This is a genomic window from Zunongwangia atlantica 22II14-10F7, assembly GCF_002094855.1.
Classification (GTDB): domain Bacteria; phylum Bacteroidota; class Bacteroidia; order Flavobacteriales; family Flavobacteriaceae; genus Zunongwangia; species Zunongwangia atlantica.
The window spans coordinates 123,047-140,992 of sequence record NZ_ARYN01000007.1 but is presented as its reverse complement, the minus strand read 5'-3'; the positions used below and the strand labels follow the sequence as shown (position 1 = coordinate 140,992).

Here is a 17,946-nt window from a genome sequence, read left to right as displayed (position 1 = left end):
TCTAGGCTTTTCTGATAATTAGTTTTTCTATTTCGTCTACAATATCGGCCGTTGCATTAGGCAGGGCCATTTTCTTAATATTTTCGCCTAATTCTTTTTGCTGGCTTTCATTATTCAGCAAATCGAAAAAGGCATTTTCAAACTTTTCATCCAGCTCATTTTCACCAATGGTGATGGCCGCATCATTTTTTGTAACAGCCATCGCATTTTTGGTTTGATGATCTTCTGCAACATTGGGTGACGGAATAAAAATTACAGGTTTCCCAACAATACAAAGCTCTGAAACACTACCTGCACCAGCTCGCGAAATAATCACATCTGCCGCAGCGTAAGCCAAATCCATTTTATTTAAAAACTGATGAACCTGAACAGTCCCTTCAGTATAAGTTTTGTAATCTTCGTAATATAATTTACCGCACTGCCAGATCAACTGAATATTTTCTTTCTTCAAGCGATCGGCATATTGGGCGATTAATTGATTCACTCTTCTTGCTCCTAAACTACCACCAAGAACAAGCACTGTTTTTTTATCTGAATCCAGATTGAAAAACTTTTGCGCTTCTATTCTTTTAGTATCGATATCCAGTAAATCCTGGCGTACCGGATTTCCTGTTTTCTTTACCTTTTCCCGCGGAAAAAATCGTTTCACTTCATCGTAAGCCGCACAGATCACATTCGCTCTTTTCGCAAGGATCTTATTAGTGATCCCAGGAAATGAGTTTTGCTCCTGAAGCAAGGTTGGTATATCCTTTTTATTAGCAACATGTAATAAAGGTCCGCTTGCAAATCCTCCTGTACCAATGGCAACATTCGGTTGAAAATCCTTTATGATCTTTCTGGATTTACTAATGCTATTCAGTAATTTGAATGGAAACATTAAATTTTTAAGCGTTAGCTTTCGCTGCAAACCGCTAATCCAAAGCCCTTCGATCTCGTAACCGGCCTGCGGTACTTTTTCCATCTCCATTTTATCCTGCGCCCCAACAAATTTGATCTTCGCATCGGGATAACGTCGCTTTACCTCATCGGCAATAGCAATAGCCGGGTAAATGTGACCACCCGTTCCTCCACCAGATAATATGATACGTAGATCTTTACTCATATTGCTTCGCTTAAAATATCCAAAGGATTTTCATCCTCTGCCCTTCTTTCAGCTTCTTCAAATTCTTTTTCTTCTTCTCTTTTCGCACTTACACTAAGAATAATCCCCAGTGACATACAGGTCATCCAAATCGATGTCCCACCACTACTTACCAACGGTAATGTTTGCCCGGTTACCGGAAATAATTCTACCGCAACCGCCATATTTACCAATGCCTGAAAAATAATTGGAATCCCTACTCCTACAACCAGCAACTTACCAAAAACAGTATTTGCTTTGGTCGCCACGATAATAATCCTAAACAAAATCATCAAATAGGCTAACATCACTCCAAACGCCCCAATTAACCCCATTTCTTCAACAATTATCGCATAGATAAAATCTGAAGAAGACTGTGGTAAAAAGTTTCGCTGCACACTTTTCCCAATCCCTGTTCCTGCAATACCACCTCTTGCGATGGCTATCTTTGCTCTTTCGATCTGATAATCTGCTTCGGTATCTTCGTCATTTGTAAAATTCTCTATCCTACTCGCCCAAGTATCGATCCTGTTGGGCAAAATTCCAGGAAATGCCTTCGCTGCCAAAACAAAAATTCCGAATAAAATAACTCCGGCAAACACCACTGCAGCCAGATATTTTATGGGATAACCTCCTAAAAACATGAGAACCAAAACCATAGCAAAAATGATCGCAGTTGTCGAAAAATTGGCCGGCAAAATTAACATTAATACTGAACCTACAGGTACCCAAAGTGGTAAAATTGTTTCTTTAAAAGTGATTTTTTTATCGGTGATCCTGGACATATATTTAGCCACATAGATCATTAAAACCACTGCTGCAAACGTAGATGACTGGAACGTAACTCCTAAGACCGGAATCCTAATCCATCTACTTGCATTTGCCCCGTCGATCACCGTTCCCTGAGCCATTGTATAGATCAATAATACAATTACTACCGGCAGCATTATAATCGATAATCCCTTATAATATCGATAAGGAACTTTATGCGCTGCGAACATCACACAAAAGCCTAATAACAAATGGAAAAAGTGAACGATCAAATATTTAAATGTACTCCCATCACCATATAGGTAAGCAATGTTACTACTCGCGCTATACACTGGCAAAAATGAAAATATCGCCAGTAGCCCGGCAGTAGCCCAGATTACCTTATCTCCTTTAATATTTGCAAAAATGTTCCCCATTTCGCTCTCTCAGCTTAATTTTACTGATATTCTATAAATTTCTTACTGCTTCTTTAAACTGTCTTCCGCGATCTTCGTAATTCTCGAAAAGATCGAAACTAGCACAGGCCGGAGAAAGTAAAACCGTATCTCCTTTTTCAGAAAGCCTATACGCCATTTTCACCGCTTCACTCATGCTTTGTGTTTCCATCATTGTTTCAACACAATTCCCAAAAGAATTAATGATCTTGGTGTTATCCACCCCTAGGCAAATAATTGCTTTTACTTTCTCGTTCACTAATGGCAAAAGTTCATCGTAAACATTTCCTTTATCCACACCTCCTAAGATCCAAACAGTTTGCCCTTCCACACTTTCTAAAGCGTAGTAAGTAGCATTAACGTTTGTGGCTTTAGAATCGTTGATGTATTGTACATTATTGATCTTAAGCACTTTTTCTAAGCGATGTTCTACACCCTGAAAGCTTTCCATACTTTCACGGATCGTATTCTTTCTTATTTTTAAAAGCTTTGCCACTGTAGCAGCTGCCATTGCGTTCTTCGTATTGTGTTTACCTTGTAATGTTAAATCTGAAGTAGCCATAGTAAACTCTGTATTTTCTGTCTTTATAATAATTGTATCATTTTCTAAATATGCGCCATTCTCTAGCTTTCTCTCTAGCGAAAATGGCAGTAACTGCGCCTCAATTTTGTTGTTCTTTAGCCAGCTCGTAATAACTTCGTCATCTGCGTCGTAAATAAAATAATCGTCCTTTGTTTGATTCTTTGTAATCCTGAACTTAGCTTCGATATAATTCTCGAATTTATAATCATATCGATCTAAATGATCTGGAGTAATATTGGTTAAAATTGCAATATGCGGTCTAAACTTTTCAATCCCATCCAACTGAAAACTACTAAGTTCTAACACATAGTAATCTGGATTTGTTTCTGCTACCTGCTTCGCAAAACTATCTCCTACATTACCGGCCATTCCCACTTTTAAACCAGCATCATTCAACAGATGATCGGTTAATTTTGTGGTTGTGGTTTTTCCGTTACTTCCGGTGATACCAACAATTACAGCACTGGTGTATTCCGCAGCAAATTCTATTTCAGAAATTACGGGAATTCCATTTTCTCTTAGTGCTTTTATCATTGGCACTGTATCTGGAATACCCGGACTTTTCATCACCACATCGGCATCAAAAATCTGCGATTCAGTATGTTTTTCTTCCTCCCAGTCTATTTCAAGATGTTCAAGAACCTTTTTATATTTTTCTTTAATTTTTCCTTTGTCTGAAAGCCAAATCTTATAGCCTTCTTTCTTCGCCAAGATCGCAGTACCAACACCGCTTTCTCCACCACCAAGTATGACAATTTTCTTACTCAACTTTTATCGAAGTTTAAGTGTCACAATGGTTAAAATGGCCAGGATAATACCCACTACCCAAAACCGAACAACGATCTTACTTTCATGATGCCCTTTCTTTTGGTAGTGATGATGCAAAGGAGACATCAGGAAAATCCTGCGCCCTTCGCCAAATTTCTTTTTAGTGTATTTAAACCAGGATACCTGTAGCATAACAGATAGATTCTCTACTAAGAAAATTCCGCATAAAATAGGTATCAATAATTCTTTTCTAGAAGCAATTGCTAAAACAGCAATAATTCCTCCAATAGTTAAACTCCCCGTATCTCCCATAAAAACCTGGGCCGGATAGGTGTTATACCATAGAAAACCGACTAATGCTCCTGCAAATGCTGTTATATAAATCGTCATTTCTCCGGAACGAGGGATATACATGATATTGAGGTAATCTGAAAAAATGATGTTACCAGAAACCCATGCAAAAATGCCCAATGTTAGCACAATGATTGCTGAAGATCCTGCGGCAAGACCATCGATACCATCAGTTAAATTTGCCCCGTTTGAAACTGCTGTTACTATAAAAATGACGATCGGGATAAAAATAATCCAGGCGTATTTTGCCAAATCTGGGCTTATCCAGGAGATGATCTTCGAGTAATCAAATTCATTATTTTTCACAAAAGGAATAGTGGTAGTAAGTGTTTTTTGCTCTGGCCCCATTTCTGGCAATTCATTAGCACCTAGCATCATTTCCTGTGAAATTACTTCCTGTGGATTTGCCTTTTCTTTTATTGTAATTCCGTCATGGAAGTACATAATACAACCAACGATCAACCCAAGACCTACCTGCCCAAGAATCTTAAATTTACCAGGCAAACCTTCTTTATCTTTCTTAAATGTTTTGATATAATCATCCAGAAAACCAATAGCTCCCATCCAAACGGTGGTAATAATCAATAAAATCACATAAATATTGGCCAAATCTGCCAAAAGCAACACCGGGATCAAGGTTGAAATTATAATGATAATACCGCCCATTGTTGGTGTTCCAGCTTTTTCGGTTTGCCCTTGCAAACCAAGCTCTCTTACACTTTCCCCAATTTGTTTGGTTTGCAAATAGTTAATTATTCGCTTCCCGTAAATTGTAGAGATTAACAGCGATAAAAGTATAGCCATAGCCGAGCGGAATGAAAGATATTCAAACAACTGAGCTCCCGGGAACTGGTATTTATCTTCTAAAAATTGAAATAAATAATAAAGCATATCCTTATATTCTGCCTTTTGGCGTTACTTTTTTAGCTGTTTTAAAAATTCACTCACGATCTTATAATCATCAAAATCATGTTTTTCACCATTAACTTCCTGGTAGGTTTCATGACCTTTTCCTGCGATTAAAATGATATCGTTGGCTTTCGCCATTTGGCAAGCGGTTTTAATCGCCTGTTTTCTATTAGTTACTGAAACTGTTTTATTAAAATTTTGAGGTTCTACCCCTTTTTCTATTTCTTCAATAATGGCATCTGGATCTTCAGTTCTTGGATTATCACTGGTAAAGATCACTTTAGAACTTAAAGCCGAAGCGATATGTCCCATTTTTGGTCTTTTGGTTCGATCTCTATCACCACCACAACCTACAACCGTAATTAGTTCTTCATTTTTTGTTCTAATCGCATTGATGGTCTCTAACACATTTTTTAATGCATCTGGGGTATGTGCGTAATCTACAATTGCGGTAATTTTTTCTTCGGAAGAAATGAAATATTGAAAGCGTCCATTTACAGAATGAAGCTCACTTATAAACTTCAGGTTTTCTATAGTTTCTAATCCAAGTAATTCCGCAGCGGCATAAATCGCCAAAATATTGTAAGCATTGAAGCTTCCGATTAACCGAGACCATACTTCCTGGTCGTTGATCTTCAGCAATAATCCTGTAAATTGATTTTCCAGAATTTGAGCTTTATAATCGGCATAATTTTTAAGTCCGTAGGTATATTGTTTCGCGTTGGTATTTTGAAGCATCACTTCGCCATTCTTGTCATCTACATTGGTTAATGCAAATGCTGAAGCTGGCAATTCATCAAAAAACCGCTTTTTCACGTCACGATATTCTGCAAAGCTGTTATGATAATCTAAATGATCATGACTAAGATTGGTGAAAATTCCGCCAGCAAATTCTAATCCAGTTGTACGGTGCTGATCGATTCCATGAGAACTTACTTCCATAAAGCAATACTCTACACCTTCTTCGTTCATTTCTGCTAAATAATAGTTGATGGTTAACGAATCTGGTGTTGTGCGTACCGCATCATATAATTTATCTCCTACCATTACTTTCACCGTTGAAAGTAAACCAACTTTAAAGCCGGCTTTGGTAAATAAATCATACAATAAAGTAGCTATGGTTGTTTTACCATTAGTACCGGTAACTCCAACCAATTTGAGTTTATCTGAAGGATTGCCATAGAAGTTAGCAGCCATATATGCTAAAGCTTCCTTAGAATTGGCCACCTGAACATAAGTAACCCCATTCACGATATTAGCCGGAAGCTCTTCACAAATAATCACCAAAGCTCCCTTATTAATTGCTTTTTCAATGAAATCGTGCCCGTTGGAAATCGTACCTGTAATTGCTACAAAAACATCGTTCATTTCAACTTTTCTCGAATCGAAATGAATATTCTTTACAGGCACTGCGGTATTCCCAACCACAGATTCCATACTTACCTTATATAATATGTCCTTAAGTATTTTCAACTTAACTTCAGATTTACTTTTTGGTTACTCTTTATTTTTTGGCCAGCAGTGATCGACTGACTTCTAACAATGCCGTCACCATTAACCTGTACTTTTAAGCCAAGATTCTCCAAAAGTGGGATAGCATCCATTGCGGGCATACCTTTTACATTTGGCATTACCACTTTTTCACTTTGAACCTTTGTATAATATTTTTCGAAATCCTGTTCTACTATTTCGCTTTCAACCTCTAAAGAAGGAAGCTCGTCCATAATAGGAGTATCGGTATAAATTTTCTGTGCGATTCTTTTAAAAACAGGTGCGGCTACTATATTACCGTAATAACCTTTACTTCTTTTAGGCTTATGCACTACAACAATGCATGAATACTTAGGATTATCTGCCGGAAAATATCCTGCAAAAGACGCTATATATCTTCCCGGCTCTATCCAATATTCGGTTTGGCAGGTTCCTGTTTTTCCCGCCATAGAAAAATTAGGAGTATAAATATTCGCTGCTGTACCGCGTTTTACGGTGTTCTTCATCATCTCCCTAACTTTCTTTGCAGTCTCTGGAGAACAGATAGCAGGATTCATCACCTCACGTTCCATTTTTACAATGGTTTTATCCCATTCTTTTACTTCTTTTATAAAACGAGGTTTTACCATCTCACCATCATTAGCTATGGCATTGTAAAAGGTTAAGGTTTGTAAAGGAGTTACTGCAACACCATATCCAAATGCCATCCATGGCAAGCTTAATCCATTCCAACCTTTATCATCTGGATGCGGAATTCTAGGTGTTCCTTCTCCTTTTATTTCTAAACCAATTTTACGGGTAACCCCCATATCATCAAGGCGATCTACAAATTTCCCAGGATCGTTTTTATAGCCTTCAGAAATCATTTTTGTAAAAGCTGTATTCGAAGAAACTTCGAAAGCTCTAGCTGCAGAAATTTTACCGTAACCTCCATGATGCGAATCACGCACTGCCCTTCCGTAGAAACGAACAACGCCATTTTCTGTATCCACAACCTGATTGGTATCGATCACACCATCTTCTAAACCGGCAACCATTGCCATCAACTTAAAAGTAGATCCTGGCTCATGTGCTTCGTAAACCGCATAATTTCTTTTCTCGTAATATGTACCTTCCTCTGTACGACCAAGGTTAGACATTGCCTTAATCTCACCGGTTGCTGTTTCCATTACGATCACGGTACCATGCTCAGCTTCAAAATCTTCGAGCTGCTTTAATAAAGCGTGATGCGCAATATCCTGAATATTCACATCTATGGTAGAAATTACATCATAACCATCCTTAGGCTCAACTTCATTATTATCGCTAATTGGCTTCCACTGTCCTTTAGCTATCTTTTGCTTTAAACGATGCCCATCTGTTCCTCTTAGATAAGGACCAAAAGCACCTTCTAAACCTACTCTTGTAAAATACCCCTCATCATCCTGTCTCTCGTATCCAACGGTACGCTCGGCCATTTTACCTAGCGGATGCTCTCTAACGGTACGCTGTTCTACTATAAGTCCGCCTTTGTAAGCTCCCAGATTAAAAATTGGGAACGTCTTGATCTTCATATATTCTGAATATCCAAGACCTCTTGTTATTAAAACATATCTTTGATTATGCGCTCTGGCAGTTCTTAATTTATGTACATAATATGAAGATGTATTTCCCAACATCTTGGCTAATTCTTTAGAAAGTGGCAGCACATTTTCTTCGAATACCTCATCTGAAACTGTTACTGCATCAAACCTGATATCATATTTTGGCACTGAAGCTGCTAAAAGACTCCCGTTAGAATCATAAAGATTCCCACGGTTTGCAGGAATAGTGAAATTTCGATAAACACGTTCTTCTGAAAGTTGTTTATAATGTTCTCCTTCTACAAACTGAATATCCATTAGCTTCACACCAACAGCTATCGCGAAGATGAACATGCATCCTGCAACAAAATATAACCTGTTTAATATGCCTTTTTCAGTGGTTGCCATACAACTACTCGCTAACTTTTACTCTTAATTTATATGGTGGATTATCTGAAGGACCAATCCCTATTTTTTTCATCTCGTTGGTAACAGTAGATTCCATTTTGATTTTCATCAAATTAGAACGTCCTTCTAAGAACTCGCTTCTTAATTCTAAAACTTCTTCGTGTAAACGTGCAATCTGGTGTACTTTACGCTCTGCGCTATGCGAGCTGGCAATCATAATTATAGCCAAAACAGTGCAGAATACGATAAAACGCCAGTTTTTAAAGGCGTCTTCGTTAATTAAAAAATTGGCTTTAAGAATATTGTAAAAACCTTTCTTCATAAATCTACCCCGGTTTTATAGCTTTTTAGCTATTCTTAATTTTGCACTTCGCGCTCTATTATTCTCGCTAATCTCTTTTTTTGAAGGCACAATAAGCCCCCCAACCTTTTTAAAAGGCACTGAAATATTTCCGTAGAAATCTTTTTCAGGCTCTCCTTCAAAAAGTCCGCTTCTTATATATCTTTTCACCAAACGATCTTCCAAAGAATGGTAAGAGATTAAACTAATCCTCCCATTTTTCTCCACTATTTCTTCCGTTTGAAGCAAAAATTCTTTCAGCACTTCTATTTCCTGATTCACTTCTATGCGAATTGCCTGATAGATTTGTGCTAAAATTTTATTTTCTTTTCCTTTAAATAAGTGAGGCTTTAAAAGTTCATTTAAATCTTCACTATTTTCTATTGGATTATTTTTACGTTCAGCAACAATGATTCTTGCCAATTTTGGAGCATTTTTTAAATCGGCGTATTGGTAAAACAGGCTTTTTAGCTGCTCTTCCTCATATTCATTAATTACCTGATATGCGCTTAATGAACTTCCCTGGTCCATTCGCATATCCAGCTTTGCATTAAAACGTGTAGAAAAACCACGATCAGCTTCATTAAATTGATGTGAAGAAACACCAAAATCACCTAGAATACCATCTACTTTTTTTACTGCATAAAACCTCAAAAATCGCTTTAGGAATCTAAAGTTTTCATTAATAAGTGTAAAGCGAGGATCATCTATCTTATTTTGTAAAGCATCGGTATCCTGATCGAAAGCAAAAAGTTTCCCCTTCTCCCCCAATCTGCTTAAGATTTCGCGTGAGTGACCACCGCCACCAAATGTAACATCTACATACACGCCATCGGGTTTGATATTCAAACCATCTACAGACTCTTTTAATAATACCGGATTATGATACTCCATCAACATCGAAATCGTCAATTCCCATTACCTCTTCTGCCAGATCTGCAAAATCATCGCTTGCAGCCTCGATTGCTTCTTCGTACTTATCTTTATCCCAAATCTCCACAATGTTTATTGCTGAAGAAAGCACAATCTCTTTCTTAATACCTGCAAAACCAACAAGATCTTTTGGAATAAGTAACCTGCCATTTCCATCTACCTCTACAGTCTTTACGCCAGCTGTGAATCTTCGAATAAAGTCGTTGTTTTTCTTTTTAAAGCGATTAAGTTTGTTCATTCGTTGCATAAGTTTATTCCACTCTTCCATGGGATACAACTCTAAACAAGACTGAAAGACTGCCCTTTTAATCACAAAACCTTCCTGAAGCATAGGCATAAGTTGTTTCTTAAGGGCTGAAGGCACCATAAGCCTACCCTTAGTGTCAACTTTACACTCGTATGTTCCAATAAGATTTACCACAAATTTGCTTTACAAAGTCAAATATATTGAAAATATTACCACTTTTTACCACATCTTCCCACATTGTTGATAAGTTTTCCCGTCGTATTTAACTGAAACACTACCAAATAGCGCTATTCTCTTCGGTTCCAAGAGTTTATTTTCTCCGCTTAAATTTGTGTTAAAATTCCCACTTCCAAATTGCGTTAATAAATATTACTGAAAACCGCTAATCACTTTGCTATTGCTCAAAAATGATTATACTTGTAATGAAATCGCTATATTTGCGATTGCTAACCGCAAAGGGTATCAATGAAAAATAATTTAAGGAAAGAGGGAAAATTCACATATTTAGAGATAGGCGAAGGGACTCCGATAGTTATTTTACACGGACTTATGGGTGGCTTAAGTAATTTTGACGGAGTAGTAGATTATTTTCCTTCAAAGGGTTATAAAATTTTAATCCCAGAGCTTCCCCTTTATTCGATGTCCCTACTAAAAACAAGTGTAGGCACTTTTGCAAAATATCTGAAGGAATTTTTAGACACCAAAGGTCTTAATAATGTGATTTTATTAGGAAACTCTTTAGGAGGTCATATTGCACTTTTAACCACAAAATTATATCCAGAAAGCATAAAAGGGCTTGTAATTACAGGAAGTTCTGGATTATACGAAAATGCAATGGGCGAAAGTTATCCCCGCCGTGGCGACTATGAATTTATAAAGAAAAAAGCTCAAAATGTATTTTATGATCCTGCGGTAGCTACCAAAGAAATTGTAGACGATGTTTACGAAACCGTGGGCGACCGTAATAAATTGGTAAAAACCTTAGCCATTGCAAAAAGTGCTATTAGACACAATATGGCAAAAGACTTACCAAAAATGAATACACCAACCTGTATCATTTGGGGAAAAAACGATAATGTTACGCCTCCAGAAGTCGCAGAAGATTTTCACCGACTTCTACCAGACTCAGATCTTTATTGGGTAGATAAATGTGGCCACGCTGCCATGATGGAACATCCAGATCTTTTTAACGAGTTATTGTTCGACTGGTTACAAAAAAGAAACTTCTAAAAATTAGATCATGAAGATTAATACTGCTGAATTTGTAGTTAGCAATTCTAAAGTTGCTAAGTGCCCTAATAGTCCATTACCTGAATATGCATTTATTGGGCGTAGTAATGTGGGAAAATCTTCGTTAATCAACATGATCACAGGCCGAAAAAGCCTTGCAAAAACATCTGCAAAACCAGGTAAAACTCAGCTTATCAACCATTTCCTAATCAATAAGAATTGGCATCTTGTCGATCTACCGGGATATGGTTATGCTAAAGTCTCGAAATCTGCAAAAAAGGTTTTCCAGAAGTTTATCACTGCTTATTTTGAAGAACGCAAACAACTGGTTTGTGCTTTTGTATTAATTGACAGCCGCCATAAACCACAGCCTATAGATATGGAATTTATGGAATGGCTAGGCGAACATGCGATCCCGTTTTGCATGATCTTCACTAAAGCCGATAAATTAAAACCCAAAGAGCTAGAGAAAAACATAATGGATTACCAGCACGAAATGCTCCAGGTCTGGGAACAAATGCCACATTTTTTTGTAACCTCATCTACCGCAAAAACCGGTGCTGAAGACATTCTTGAATTTATCGATAATCTTAACAACGAGGTTACCGAGTAAGCTTTATAGTTATTTTCAGCAATTACTGAAAAAGAATATCATAAAATCCCTACACAGAAATTTTACACACAACTATCCTTGGCATTTAACAAAATCTAGGGGTTTAATATTCAATAATGAATAACTATTTCTATGTATTTGCTTTTATTGTTTTAATGCTACAATCTTGTGTAACTCCCAAAATAACAAAAAGTTATCTGGATGAAAATGGAAATACTATTTCAAGAAACAAATTTTACAATGAGTGGCACCATAATGCCAGCAAAGGAAGGTGGGACACAAAAAAAGGGGATACTATTGAAGCTAAATTATTTTACAAACCCAATATAGAAACCTTTAAAGGCGATTACCAGTTACTCTCTGTTATCCTTGAAGAATTAAGCAATAAAAGGTATCCCAGAAATACCACTTTTTTAATTTCCTACTACTATAAAGACGACCTTTGTAATTTAGAGCTTCATAGCAATAATAACAATTGGAAAAAACATAGAGTAAGAGAATTGAAAAAACACTTAGCTCCTCAAAAAACAGTTATAGAAAAAAAGTATAAGGATGTCGAGACCCTAGTTATTACTCAGGAAGGCATAAATTTCGAAAGCATAAAGAAACTCGATTATTTATATTCCGATACAAACAATCGAATTTTCAAGAACCTCTTTAGACAGTCCAACCTTTGCGGCAGCTATGCCATTATCAAACCAAACGGTCTTATATTGGTATATAATGGTGAATCTAGATTAGATATTACAGCTAAATATTTAGAACCAGACGTTTGGTATAAATACTTCAAATAATCAAACTCGATTTTCGATAATTTCGATCAATTTTTCTACGGAAGAAATCTCATTAAATTCCTCTGCTGAAATTAGCACCTGTAGATCTCCATTTTCAGCAAAAAGTATCGCCGGAAAATCAAACTTCAGTAAATATTTTGAAGCAAAAGTTTTTAGAAACTCATCTTTATGGTAAAACTCCATATCGAGATTCGACGATTTTCGATAGTTTTTCCAGATATTTTTTTCACCAGCCAAACCATGAGTTACCGCACAAAGTTTACAGGAATAAGTTTCTGGTTTCAAAATTTTGTGAACCGAATCCAAAACCGAATTCCACGTACCCGAGTTTGCGTTATAAACAAAGATGAGTTTCTTATGCAAAATTACTTTTTGGTTATTTCTAATTTCTCTGCAAAATAATCACAAAAATCACCCATCGTATCAGCCATTTTATCATCTTGTGTAGCGCGATAGTAAGTCTCTTTCATAGAAACTAAGGTTTGATGAAAGAATTTTTTCATCTCGTCTACCGGCATTTCCTTAGTCCATAGATCGATTCTTAAAGTTTCCTGCGATTTGCTATCCCAAACAGAAAGCATTAAAGCCTTTGCTTCTTCTTTATGAATATTACCATCCTCTGCACTCCAATAAATTTCTTCAGGAACCTTATTTTCATCGGTTATCACTTCAATATTTATATCAGATTTTTTATAAGCTGCCATTATTTCTTTGGTTTATAGTTTGCGTTATTAAAAATTGTTTCAGCATCGGCCTGTAACATTTGTTTTATAGAAACCTCGTTTTTATCCATATAAGATTTTACCATTTCCCAGCCAATATACTGCCCCAGTCTGTCGGGAGTTTCAGCATCTAATGACAAATAAAATTTAGAAAATGGTGCAGGATATAAAAATCGAGGCGCTAAATTAGAATCGGTATCAAAAATAAGCTCGTTATCTACAAAATATCGCCAAATCATTTCTTCGTTCTCTTCAGCAAATTTCCATTGCGCTTCAGTATATCCTATTTTTCGCCAGTTAGATTGCTGCGGGAGCCAAATATCTTTTAAATACAACAATTTCCCATAATAGATCATTTGCGCTAAAAAAGTTCTGGATTTTGCACGCGGCACATACTTTTCGGCAATACTATTTGCAGCATCTGGCACAATTTGATCTTCGGTAAAATTCCGCTTAAAATATTCAACAATACCAATATAAAATTTATGATCTTCACCAAGATACGTATCCAGCGAAACAAAAAGATAATCGCCGGTATAAATGGTTTTATTTTTATAATCTACTTCTGAAGTTACGGTAATAACATTAGGAACTTTAAAATCTGGGAAGTAATATTTTACGTGCTGAAAAAGCGAATAAAATTGATCCTCAAATTCGCTAAAATCGGGATACTTTTTTGCAACCTCTCTATTAATTTCCAGTTGCAGTGTATCTTTCATTTTATTAATCCAAACGCTATCTGGATATTGCTGCGGAAATAAAAAAGGAAATTCATGTTTTAACTGCGGAAGACTTTGCGGTTTAGCTTCAGCAAAAAGCCTGTCAAATCGTATGGTTTTAAAATCTACACTAACTTTTTCTATTTCTTTTTCTTTTTTTGATGCAGAATCACAGGAAATAAGACTTAGAAATAAAAAAAAGGCAAATAAAATTCTCTTCATCATAAGCTTTTGTCAAAAATCACGGGTTTTGGCTTTTGCCCTTTTATTAATAATGTTTAAGTATTAGCTTTGTGTGCAAAGGTATTATTTACAAACTAATTCACCCAAAATTATGCAAACCACAAAAGTAATCGATCATATTGTAAACTGGTTAAAGGACTATGCTAAAAACGCCAAAATGAACGGATTTGTTGTTGGTGTGAGTGGCGGGATAGATTCGGCTGTAACTTCGACGCTTTGTGCAAAAACGGGTTTAAATGTTTTGGTTTTAGAAATGCCTATACACCAGGATCCTTCTCACGTTAGCCGTGCGCAAAAACATATCGCCTCTCTAAAAGAACGATTTTCTAATGTTAGCAGTGAGCGCGTAGATCTTACTCCGATTTTCGAGAATTTTAGAAGTGCTTTACCAGAAGTGGAAGAATCTGCCAATGTAGATCTAAGTTTAGCAAATTCCAGAGCCCGTTTAAGAATGACTACTTTGTATTACTTTGCTGGATTGCACAAACTATTAGTTGGTGGCACCGGGAATAAAGTAGAAGATTTTGGTGTTGGTTTTTACACAAAATATGGTGATGGCGGTGTAGATCTTAGCCCAATTGCAGATCTTATGAAAAGTGAGGTTTATGCTTTAGGAAAAGAATTAGAGGTAATCGAAGATATTATGGTTGCCGCACCAAGTGATGGCTTATTTGGAGATAGCCGAAGTGACGAAATGCAACTTGGCGCCAGTTATGATGAATTAGAATGGGCAATGAGCATGCAGGATTCAGGAAAAACTGAAGCCGATTTTGAAGGCAGAGAGAAAGAAGTTTACAAAACCTATTTACGATTAAATACAGCTAATTCTCATAAAATGAATCCAATCCCGGTATGTGAAATACCAGTTCATCTTAAAAATTAAACGTTTTATCGAAATTGCAGTAAATACGGGATATTTATAAGCATTATCACTTAATTTTAGGTTAAAGTATCACTTTAACACAGCATAACTTTATCCTAGAATGAGTACCATTTTAATTGCAGATCAGCACCCCGTAATCGCAGAAAGTATTAAGTATATCTTAGAAACCAATGACTTTATAAATGTTATTGGCCATGTTGCTACAGGCAACGAATTATTTAGATATCTTGAAAACAGGCGACCAGATGTGCTTATGATCGAGATTGATCTTCCGCAATTAAACGGGATTCATGCGCTGCGACAAATTAAACAACAATACCCGCATATTAAAATCTTGGTATTTAGCTGCCATCCAGAGGAAATGTATGCACTAAGCGCCATAAAAGCCGGGGCTGCAGGGTACATTTCGAAAACAAATTCTTCTGAAATTGTAAATAAAGCGATAAAGCAGGTGGCTCGTGGCGGCATTTATCTGAATGAAGATATTACTCAGAAATTAAATAGTGGAATTTCTAAAGGGCAAAACCAGATTTCTAGATTTAAGAAACTTTCTTCAAGAGAAACTGAAGTTCTAAATTTACTTAGTAGTGGTAAGCGTAATAAAGATATAGCTGAAGCTTTAAATATTAACGAAAAAACGGTAAGTACGTATAAAGCGAGATTGCTTAAAAAATTAGATGCTGATAGTATTGCTGAGCTTATTACTCAATCCCGACTTTTACAAATAAGTCCTGTAGTTTAAATTCGTGTAGTCAGATCAACTAGTAACTCTATTAAGTTTTTCCTCTATAGTTTTTCGAAGCTGAATATAATCCATAATTTCTTCCAGTTTTTCTGAATTATCAACCTCAGCATTCAACTCAGTAATCGAACCTTGAAGTTCCTTGATCTTACTCATCAATAGATGACGTCTAAAATTCAGGATAGTTTCTGAAACCAATCTATCTATTTGCTCATCTTTCGATTTCACGGGAATATCCTGGCGCATCCAGTCACTTAACTGGTATCGCTCTTCAGCCATTAAAATATCGGTCACAATAGCCGATTTTTCAGGCGGCATTTCACTTATAAATTTTTCGACTATCAGCTTTTCTTCTCGATTATAATATTCAATTAAGTGCTCGTAAATCGCTCTAAAATCTGGATTTGCTAAAGCAACCTCATCTTCCTGCAAATCAAGGTAAATTTTTCGAGAAACTTTTCGTTCTACGTTCGTACTTTTTAAAATCGGTTCGCCAGATTCATCAGCTTCCAAAAACATTTCTTCAAACTCTCGCTTTTCATTTCCGTAAAGTAATAGCGCACTTACAATGCCTTTTTCAAGCACATGTAATTCGTCTACTCGGCGTATAGTTTGCTGTTCTTGTTTTGGTTGATCATCTCTTACAACCTGAAAACTCTTTTGGTCTTTTTTAGCTGCTCTTTGTTGATCCTGAGTTCCTTTTTTCGTGAGTTGCGCCAGCGTAGAAAACAACACATCTTCTGAAATATCCATGATCCTGGAACATTCCTGAAGATATACTTCCTGCTGAATGGTATCTGGTATTTTTGCGATACTACTTACCATATCCCGAATTAACGCCGCCTTTTTCACGGGATCGTTCTTAGCATCTTTCATTAATAAAGAAGCCTTAAAACTTATAAAATCGGTCGCGTTTTCAGCTAAAAACTCTTTTAACTCCTCTTCAGAATTTTTTCGTGCAAAACTATCTGGATCTTCACCTTCAGGGAAACTACAAACTTTTACGTTCATTCCTTGCTCCAGGATCAAATCGATCCCACGCAACGAAGCTCTAATTCCGGCAGCATCGCCATCAAAAAGTACTGTAATATTCTTAGTTAAACGGCTAATCAAACGAATTTGCTCGTTTGTTAATGCTGTTCCCGAAGAAGAAACCACATTCTCTACCCCGCTTTGATGAAACTGAATAACATCTGTATAACCTTCAACCAAATAGCAATTATCTTCTTTTGCTATGGCCTGCTTAGCATACGAAATACCATATAGCACTTTACTTTTATGGTAAATATCACTCTCTGGCGAGTTTAGATATTTTGCAGCTTTTTTATCTGAAGTTAAAATTCGGCCTCCAAAACCTAAAACGCGTCCAGACATCGAATGGATAGGAAACATCACCCTGCCTTTAAAACGATCAAATTGTCGCTCGCCCTTTACAATCGATAAACCAGTTTTTTCCAGGTAATCGAGTTTATAACCTTCAGCTAAGGCTTCTTTGGTAAAAGCATCCCATTCGTCTAAACAATATCCAAGCTGAAACTTTTTAATAGTTTCATTCGTAAAACCTCGCTCCTTAAAATAGCTTAACCCAATAGCCTGGCCGGCATCGGTTTTATGTAAGATTTTCTGAAAATATTTATTCGCAAATTCAGAAACCAGATACATACTTTCACGCTCATTGGCCTGCTCTTTCTGCTCATCGGTTCGCTGAGTTTCTTCAATTTCGATCCCATATTTTTTTGCCAGGTATTTTATGGCTTCAGGATAGGTAAAATGTTCGTGCTCCATTAAAAAGGCCACAACATTTCCTCCTTTTCCGCTAGAGAAATCTTTCCAAATTTGTTTTACCGGCGATACCATAAAACTTGGTGTACGCTCGTCTGTAAACGGACTTAATCCCTTAAAGTTTGTTCCCGATTTTTTAAGCTGAACAAAATCCTGGATCACCTCCTCTACCCGGGCGGTTTCAAATACAGTATCTATGGTACTTTTAGAAATCAAATTTGGACGTTTTTTGAAGGTTTTCTTATTTATCAGAAAATAGAAAAGACCTTGCCGAAAAAGCGACAAGGTCTGCAAAAATACA

General features: G+C 36.6%; 18 protein-coding genes. 5 read left to right on the top strand and 13 right to left on the bottom strand.

Going from position 1 to position 17,946, the window contains the following annotated elements:
- Nucleotide 1: 1 nt before the first annotated feature.
- From murG to mraZ, 9 genes are read right to left on the bottom strand one after another with little or no spacing between them, the layout of a single operon-like run.
- Nucleotides 2-1,102, bottom strand: coding sequence for an undecaprenyldiphospho-muramoylpentapeptide beta-N-acetylglucosaminyltransferase (gene murG, locus IIF7_RS09105; protein WP_084841373.1), 1,101 nt, complete (start codon nt 1,100-1,102; stop codon nt 2-4).
- Entirely contained in the window at nt 1,099-2,307 is a 1,209-nt protein-coding gene (locus IIF7_RS09100) for an FtsW/RodA/SpoVE family cell cycle protein (RefSeq protein WP_084841372.1), read from the bottom strand. Before IIF7_RS09100 ends, murG begins: the two co-directional genes overlap by 4 nt.
- Before the next feature lie 31 nt (nt 2,308-2,338).
- Nucleotides 2,339-3,676 (bottom strand): UDP-N-acetylmuramoyl-L-alanine--D-glutamate ligase, encoded by a 1,338-nt coding sequence (murD, locus tag IIF7_RS09095; RefSeq protein WP_084841371.1) that lies wholly within the window; start codon nt 3,674-3,676, stop codon nt 2,339-2,341.
- A gap of 3 nt (nt 3,677-3,679) precedes the next feature.
- A complete protein-coding gene (gene mraY / locus IIF7_RS09090; protein ID WP_084841370.1) occupies nt 3,680-4,918 on the bottom strand; it encodes a phospho-N-acetylmuramoyl-pentapeptide-transferase in 1,239 nt (412 codons plus the stop codon).
- A gap of 24 nt (nt 4,919-4,942) precedes the next feature.
- Nucleotides 4,943-6,409 carry a UDP-N-acetylmuramoyl-L-alanyl-D-glutamate--2,6-diaminopimelate ligase gene (locus IIF7_RS09085; RefSeq protein WP_084841369.1) on the bottom strand — a complete coding sequence of 489 codons (1,467 nt, stop codon included), beginning with the start codon at nt 6,407-6,409 and terminating at the stop codon, nt 4,943-4,945.
- Nucleotides 6,406-8,397 (bottom strand): penicillin-binding protein, encoded by a 1,992-nt coding sequence (locus tag IIF7_RS09080; RefSeq protein ID WP_084841368.1) that lies wholly within the window; start codon nt 8,395-8,397, stop codon nt 6,406-6,408. The genes IIF7_RS09085 and IIF7_RS09080 overlap by 4 nt, the downstream gene beginning before the upstream one ends.
- A gap of 4 nt (nt 8,398-8,401) precedes the next feature.
- Complete coding sequence (locus IIF7_RS09075; protein WP_084841367.1) at nt 8,402-8,719, bottom strand: FtsL-like putative cell division protein; 318 nt, start codon at nt 8,717-8,719, stop codon at nt 8,402-8,404.
- Nucleotides 8,720-8,734: 15 nt separating this feature from the next.
- Complete coding sequence (rsmH, locus tag IIF7_RS09070) at nt 8,735-9,631, bottom strand: 16S rRNA (cytosine(1402)-N(4))-methyltransferase RsmH (protein ID WP_084841366.1); 897 nt, start codon at nt 9,629-9,631, stop codon at nt 8,735-8,737.
- A complete protein-coding gene (mraZ, locus tag IIF7_RS09065; RefSeq protein WP_084841365.1) occupies nt 9,618-10,091 on the bottom strand; it encodes a division/cell wall cluster transcriptional repressor MraZ in 474 nt (157 codons plus the stop codon). The genes rsmH and mraZ overlap by 14 nt, the downstream gene beginning before the upstream one ends.
- Nucleotides 10,092-10,382: 291 nt before the next feature.
- Between mraZ and IIF7_RS09060 the strand changes: the two genes are divergently transcribed.
- From IIF7_RS09060 to IIF7_RS09050, 3 genes are all read left to right on the top strand, one after another.
- Nucleotides 10,383-11,147: an alpha/beta fold hydrolase gene (locus IIF7_RS09060; protein ID WP_084841364.1), complete on the top strand. Its 765-nt coding sequence runs from the start codon at nt 10,383-10,385 to the stop codon at nt 11,145-11,147.
- Nucleotides 11,148-11,157: 10 nt separating this feature from the next.
- On the top strand, nt 11,158-11,760 hold the full coding sequence (gene yihA, locus IIF7_RS09055) for a ribosome biogenesis GTP-binding protein YihA/YsxC (protein ID WP_084841363.1): 603 nt from the start codon (nt 11,158-11,160) through the stop codon (nt 11,758-11,760).
- A gap of 116 nt (nt 11,761-11,876) precedes the next feature.
- Nucleotides 11,877-12,554, top strand: coding sequence for a hypothetical protein (locus tag IIF7_RS09050; protein ID WP_084841362.1), 678 nt, complete (start codon nt 11,877-11,879; stop codon nt 12,552-12,554).
- Here IIF7_RS09050 and IIF7_RS09045 read toward each other — a convergent pair whose 3' ends face one another.
- From IIF7_RS09045 to gldB, 3 genes are read right to left on the bottom strand one after another with little or no spacing between them, the layout of a single operon-like run.
- Entirely contained in the window at nt 12,555-12,917 is a 363-nt protein-coding gene (locus IIF7_RS09045; RefSeq protein WP_084841361.1) for a GTPase, read from the bottom strand.
- Nucleotides 12,918-12,919: 2 nt separating this feature from the next.
- Nucleotides 12,920-13,258, bottom strand: a complete 339-nt coding sequence (gene gldC / locus IIF7_RS09040) for a gliding motility protein GldC (RefSeq protein ID WP_084841360.1) — start codon at nt 13,256-13,258, stop codon at nt 12,920-12,922.
- The gene (gldB, locus tag IIF7_RS09035) at nt 13,258-14,220 is read right to left on the bottom strand and encodes a gliding motility lipoprotein GldB (RefSeq protein WP_084841359.1); all 963 of its coding nucleotides are present in this window, start codon (nt 14,218-14,220) and stop codon (nt 13,258-13,260) included. The genes gldC and gldB overlap by 1 nt, the downstream gene beginning before the upstream one ends.
- Before the next feature lie 109 nt (nt 14,221-14,329).
- Between gldB and nadE the strand changes: the two genes are divergently transcribed.
- Entirely contained in the window at nt 14,330-15,121 is a 792-nt protein-coding gene (nadE, locus tag IIF7_RS09030; protein WP_084841358.1) for an NAD(+) synthase, read from the top strand.
- A gap of 100 nt (nt 15,122-15,221) precedes the next feature.
- The gene (locus IIF7_RS09025; RefSeq protein WP_084841357.1) at nt 15,222-15,863 is read left to right on the top strand and encodes a response regulator; all 642 of its coding nucleotides are present in this window, start codon (nt 15,222-15,224) and stop codon (nt 15,861-15,863) included.
- Nucleotides 15,864-15,878: 15 nt separating this feature from the next.
- Here the strand turns inward: IIF7_RS09025 and dnaG are convergent, their stop codons facing one another.
- Nucleotides 15,879-17,861 (bottom strand): DNA primase, encoded by a 1,983-nt coding sequence (gene dnaG, locus IIF7_RS09020; protein ID WP_084841356.1) that lies wholly within the window; start codon nt 17,859-17,861, stop codon nt 15,879-15,881.
- Nucleotides 17,862-17,946 lie beyond the last annotated feature (85 nt).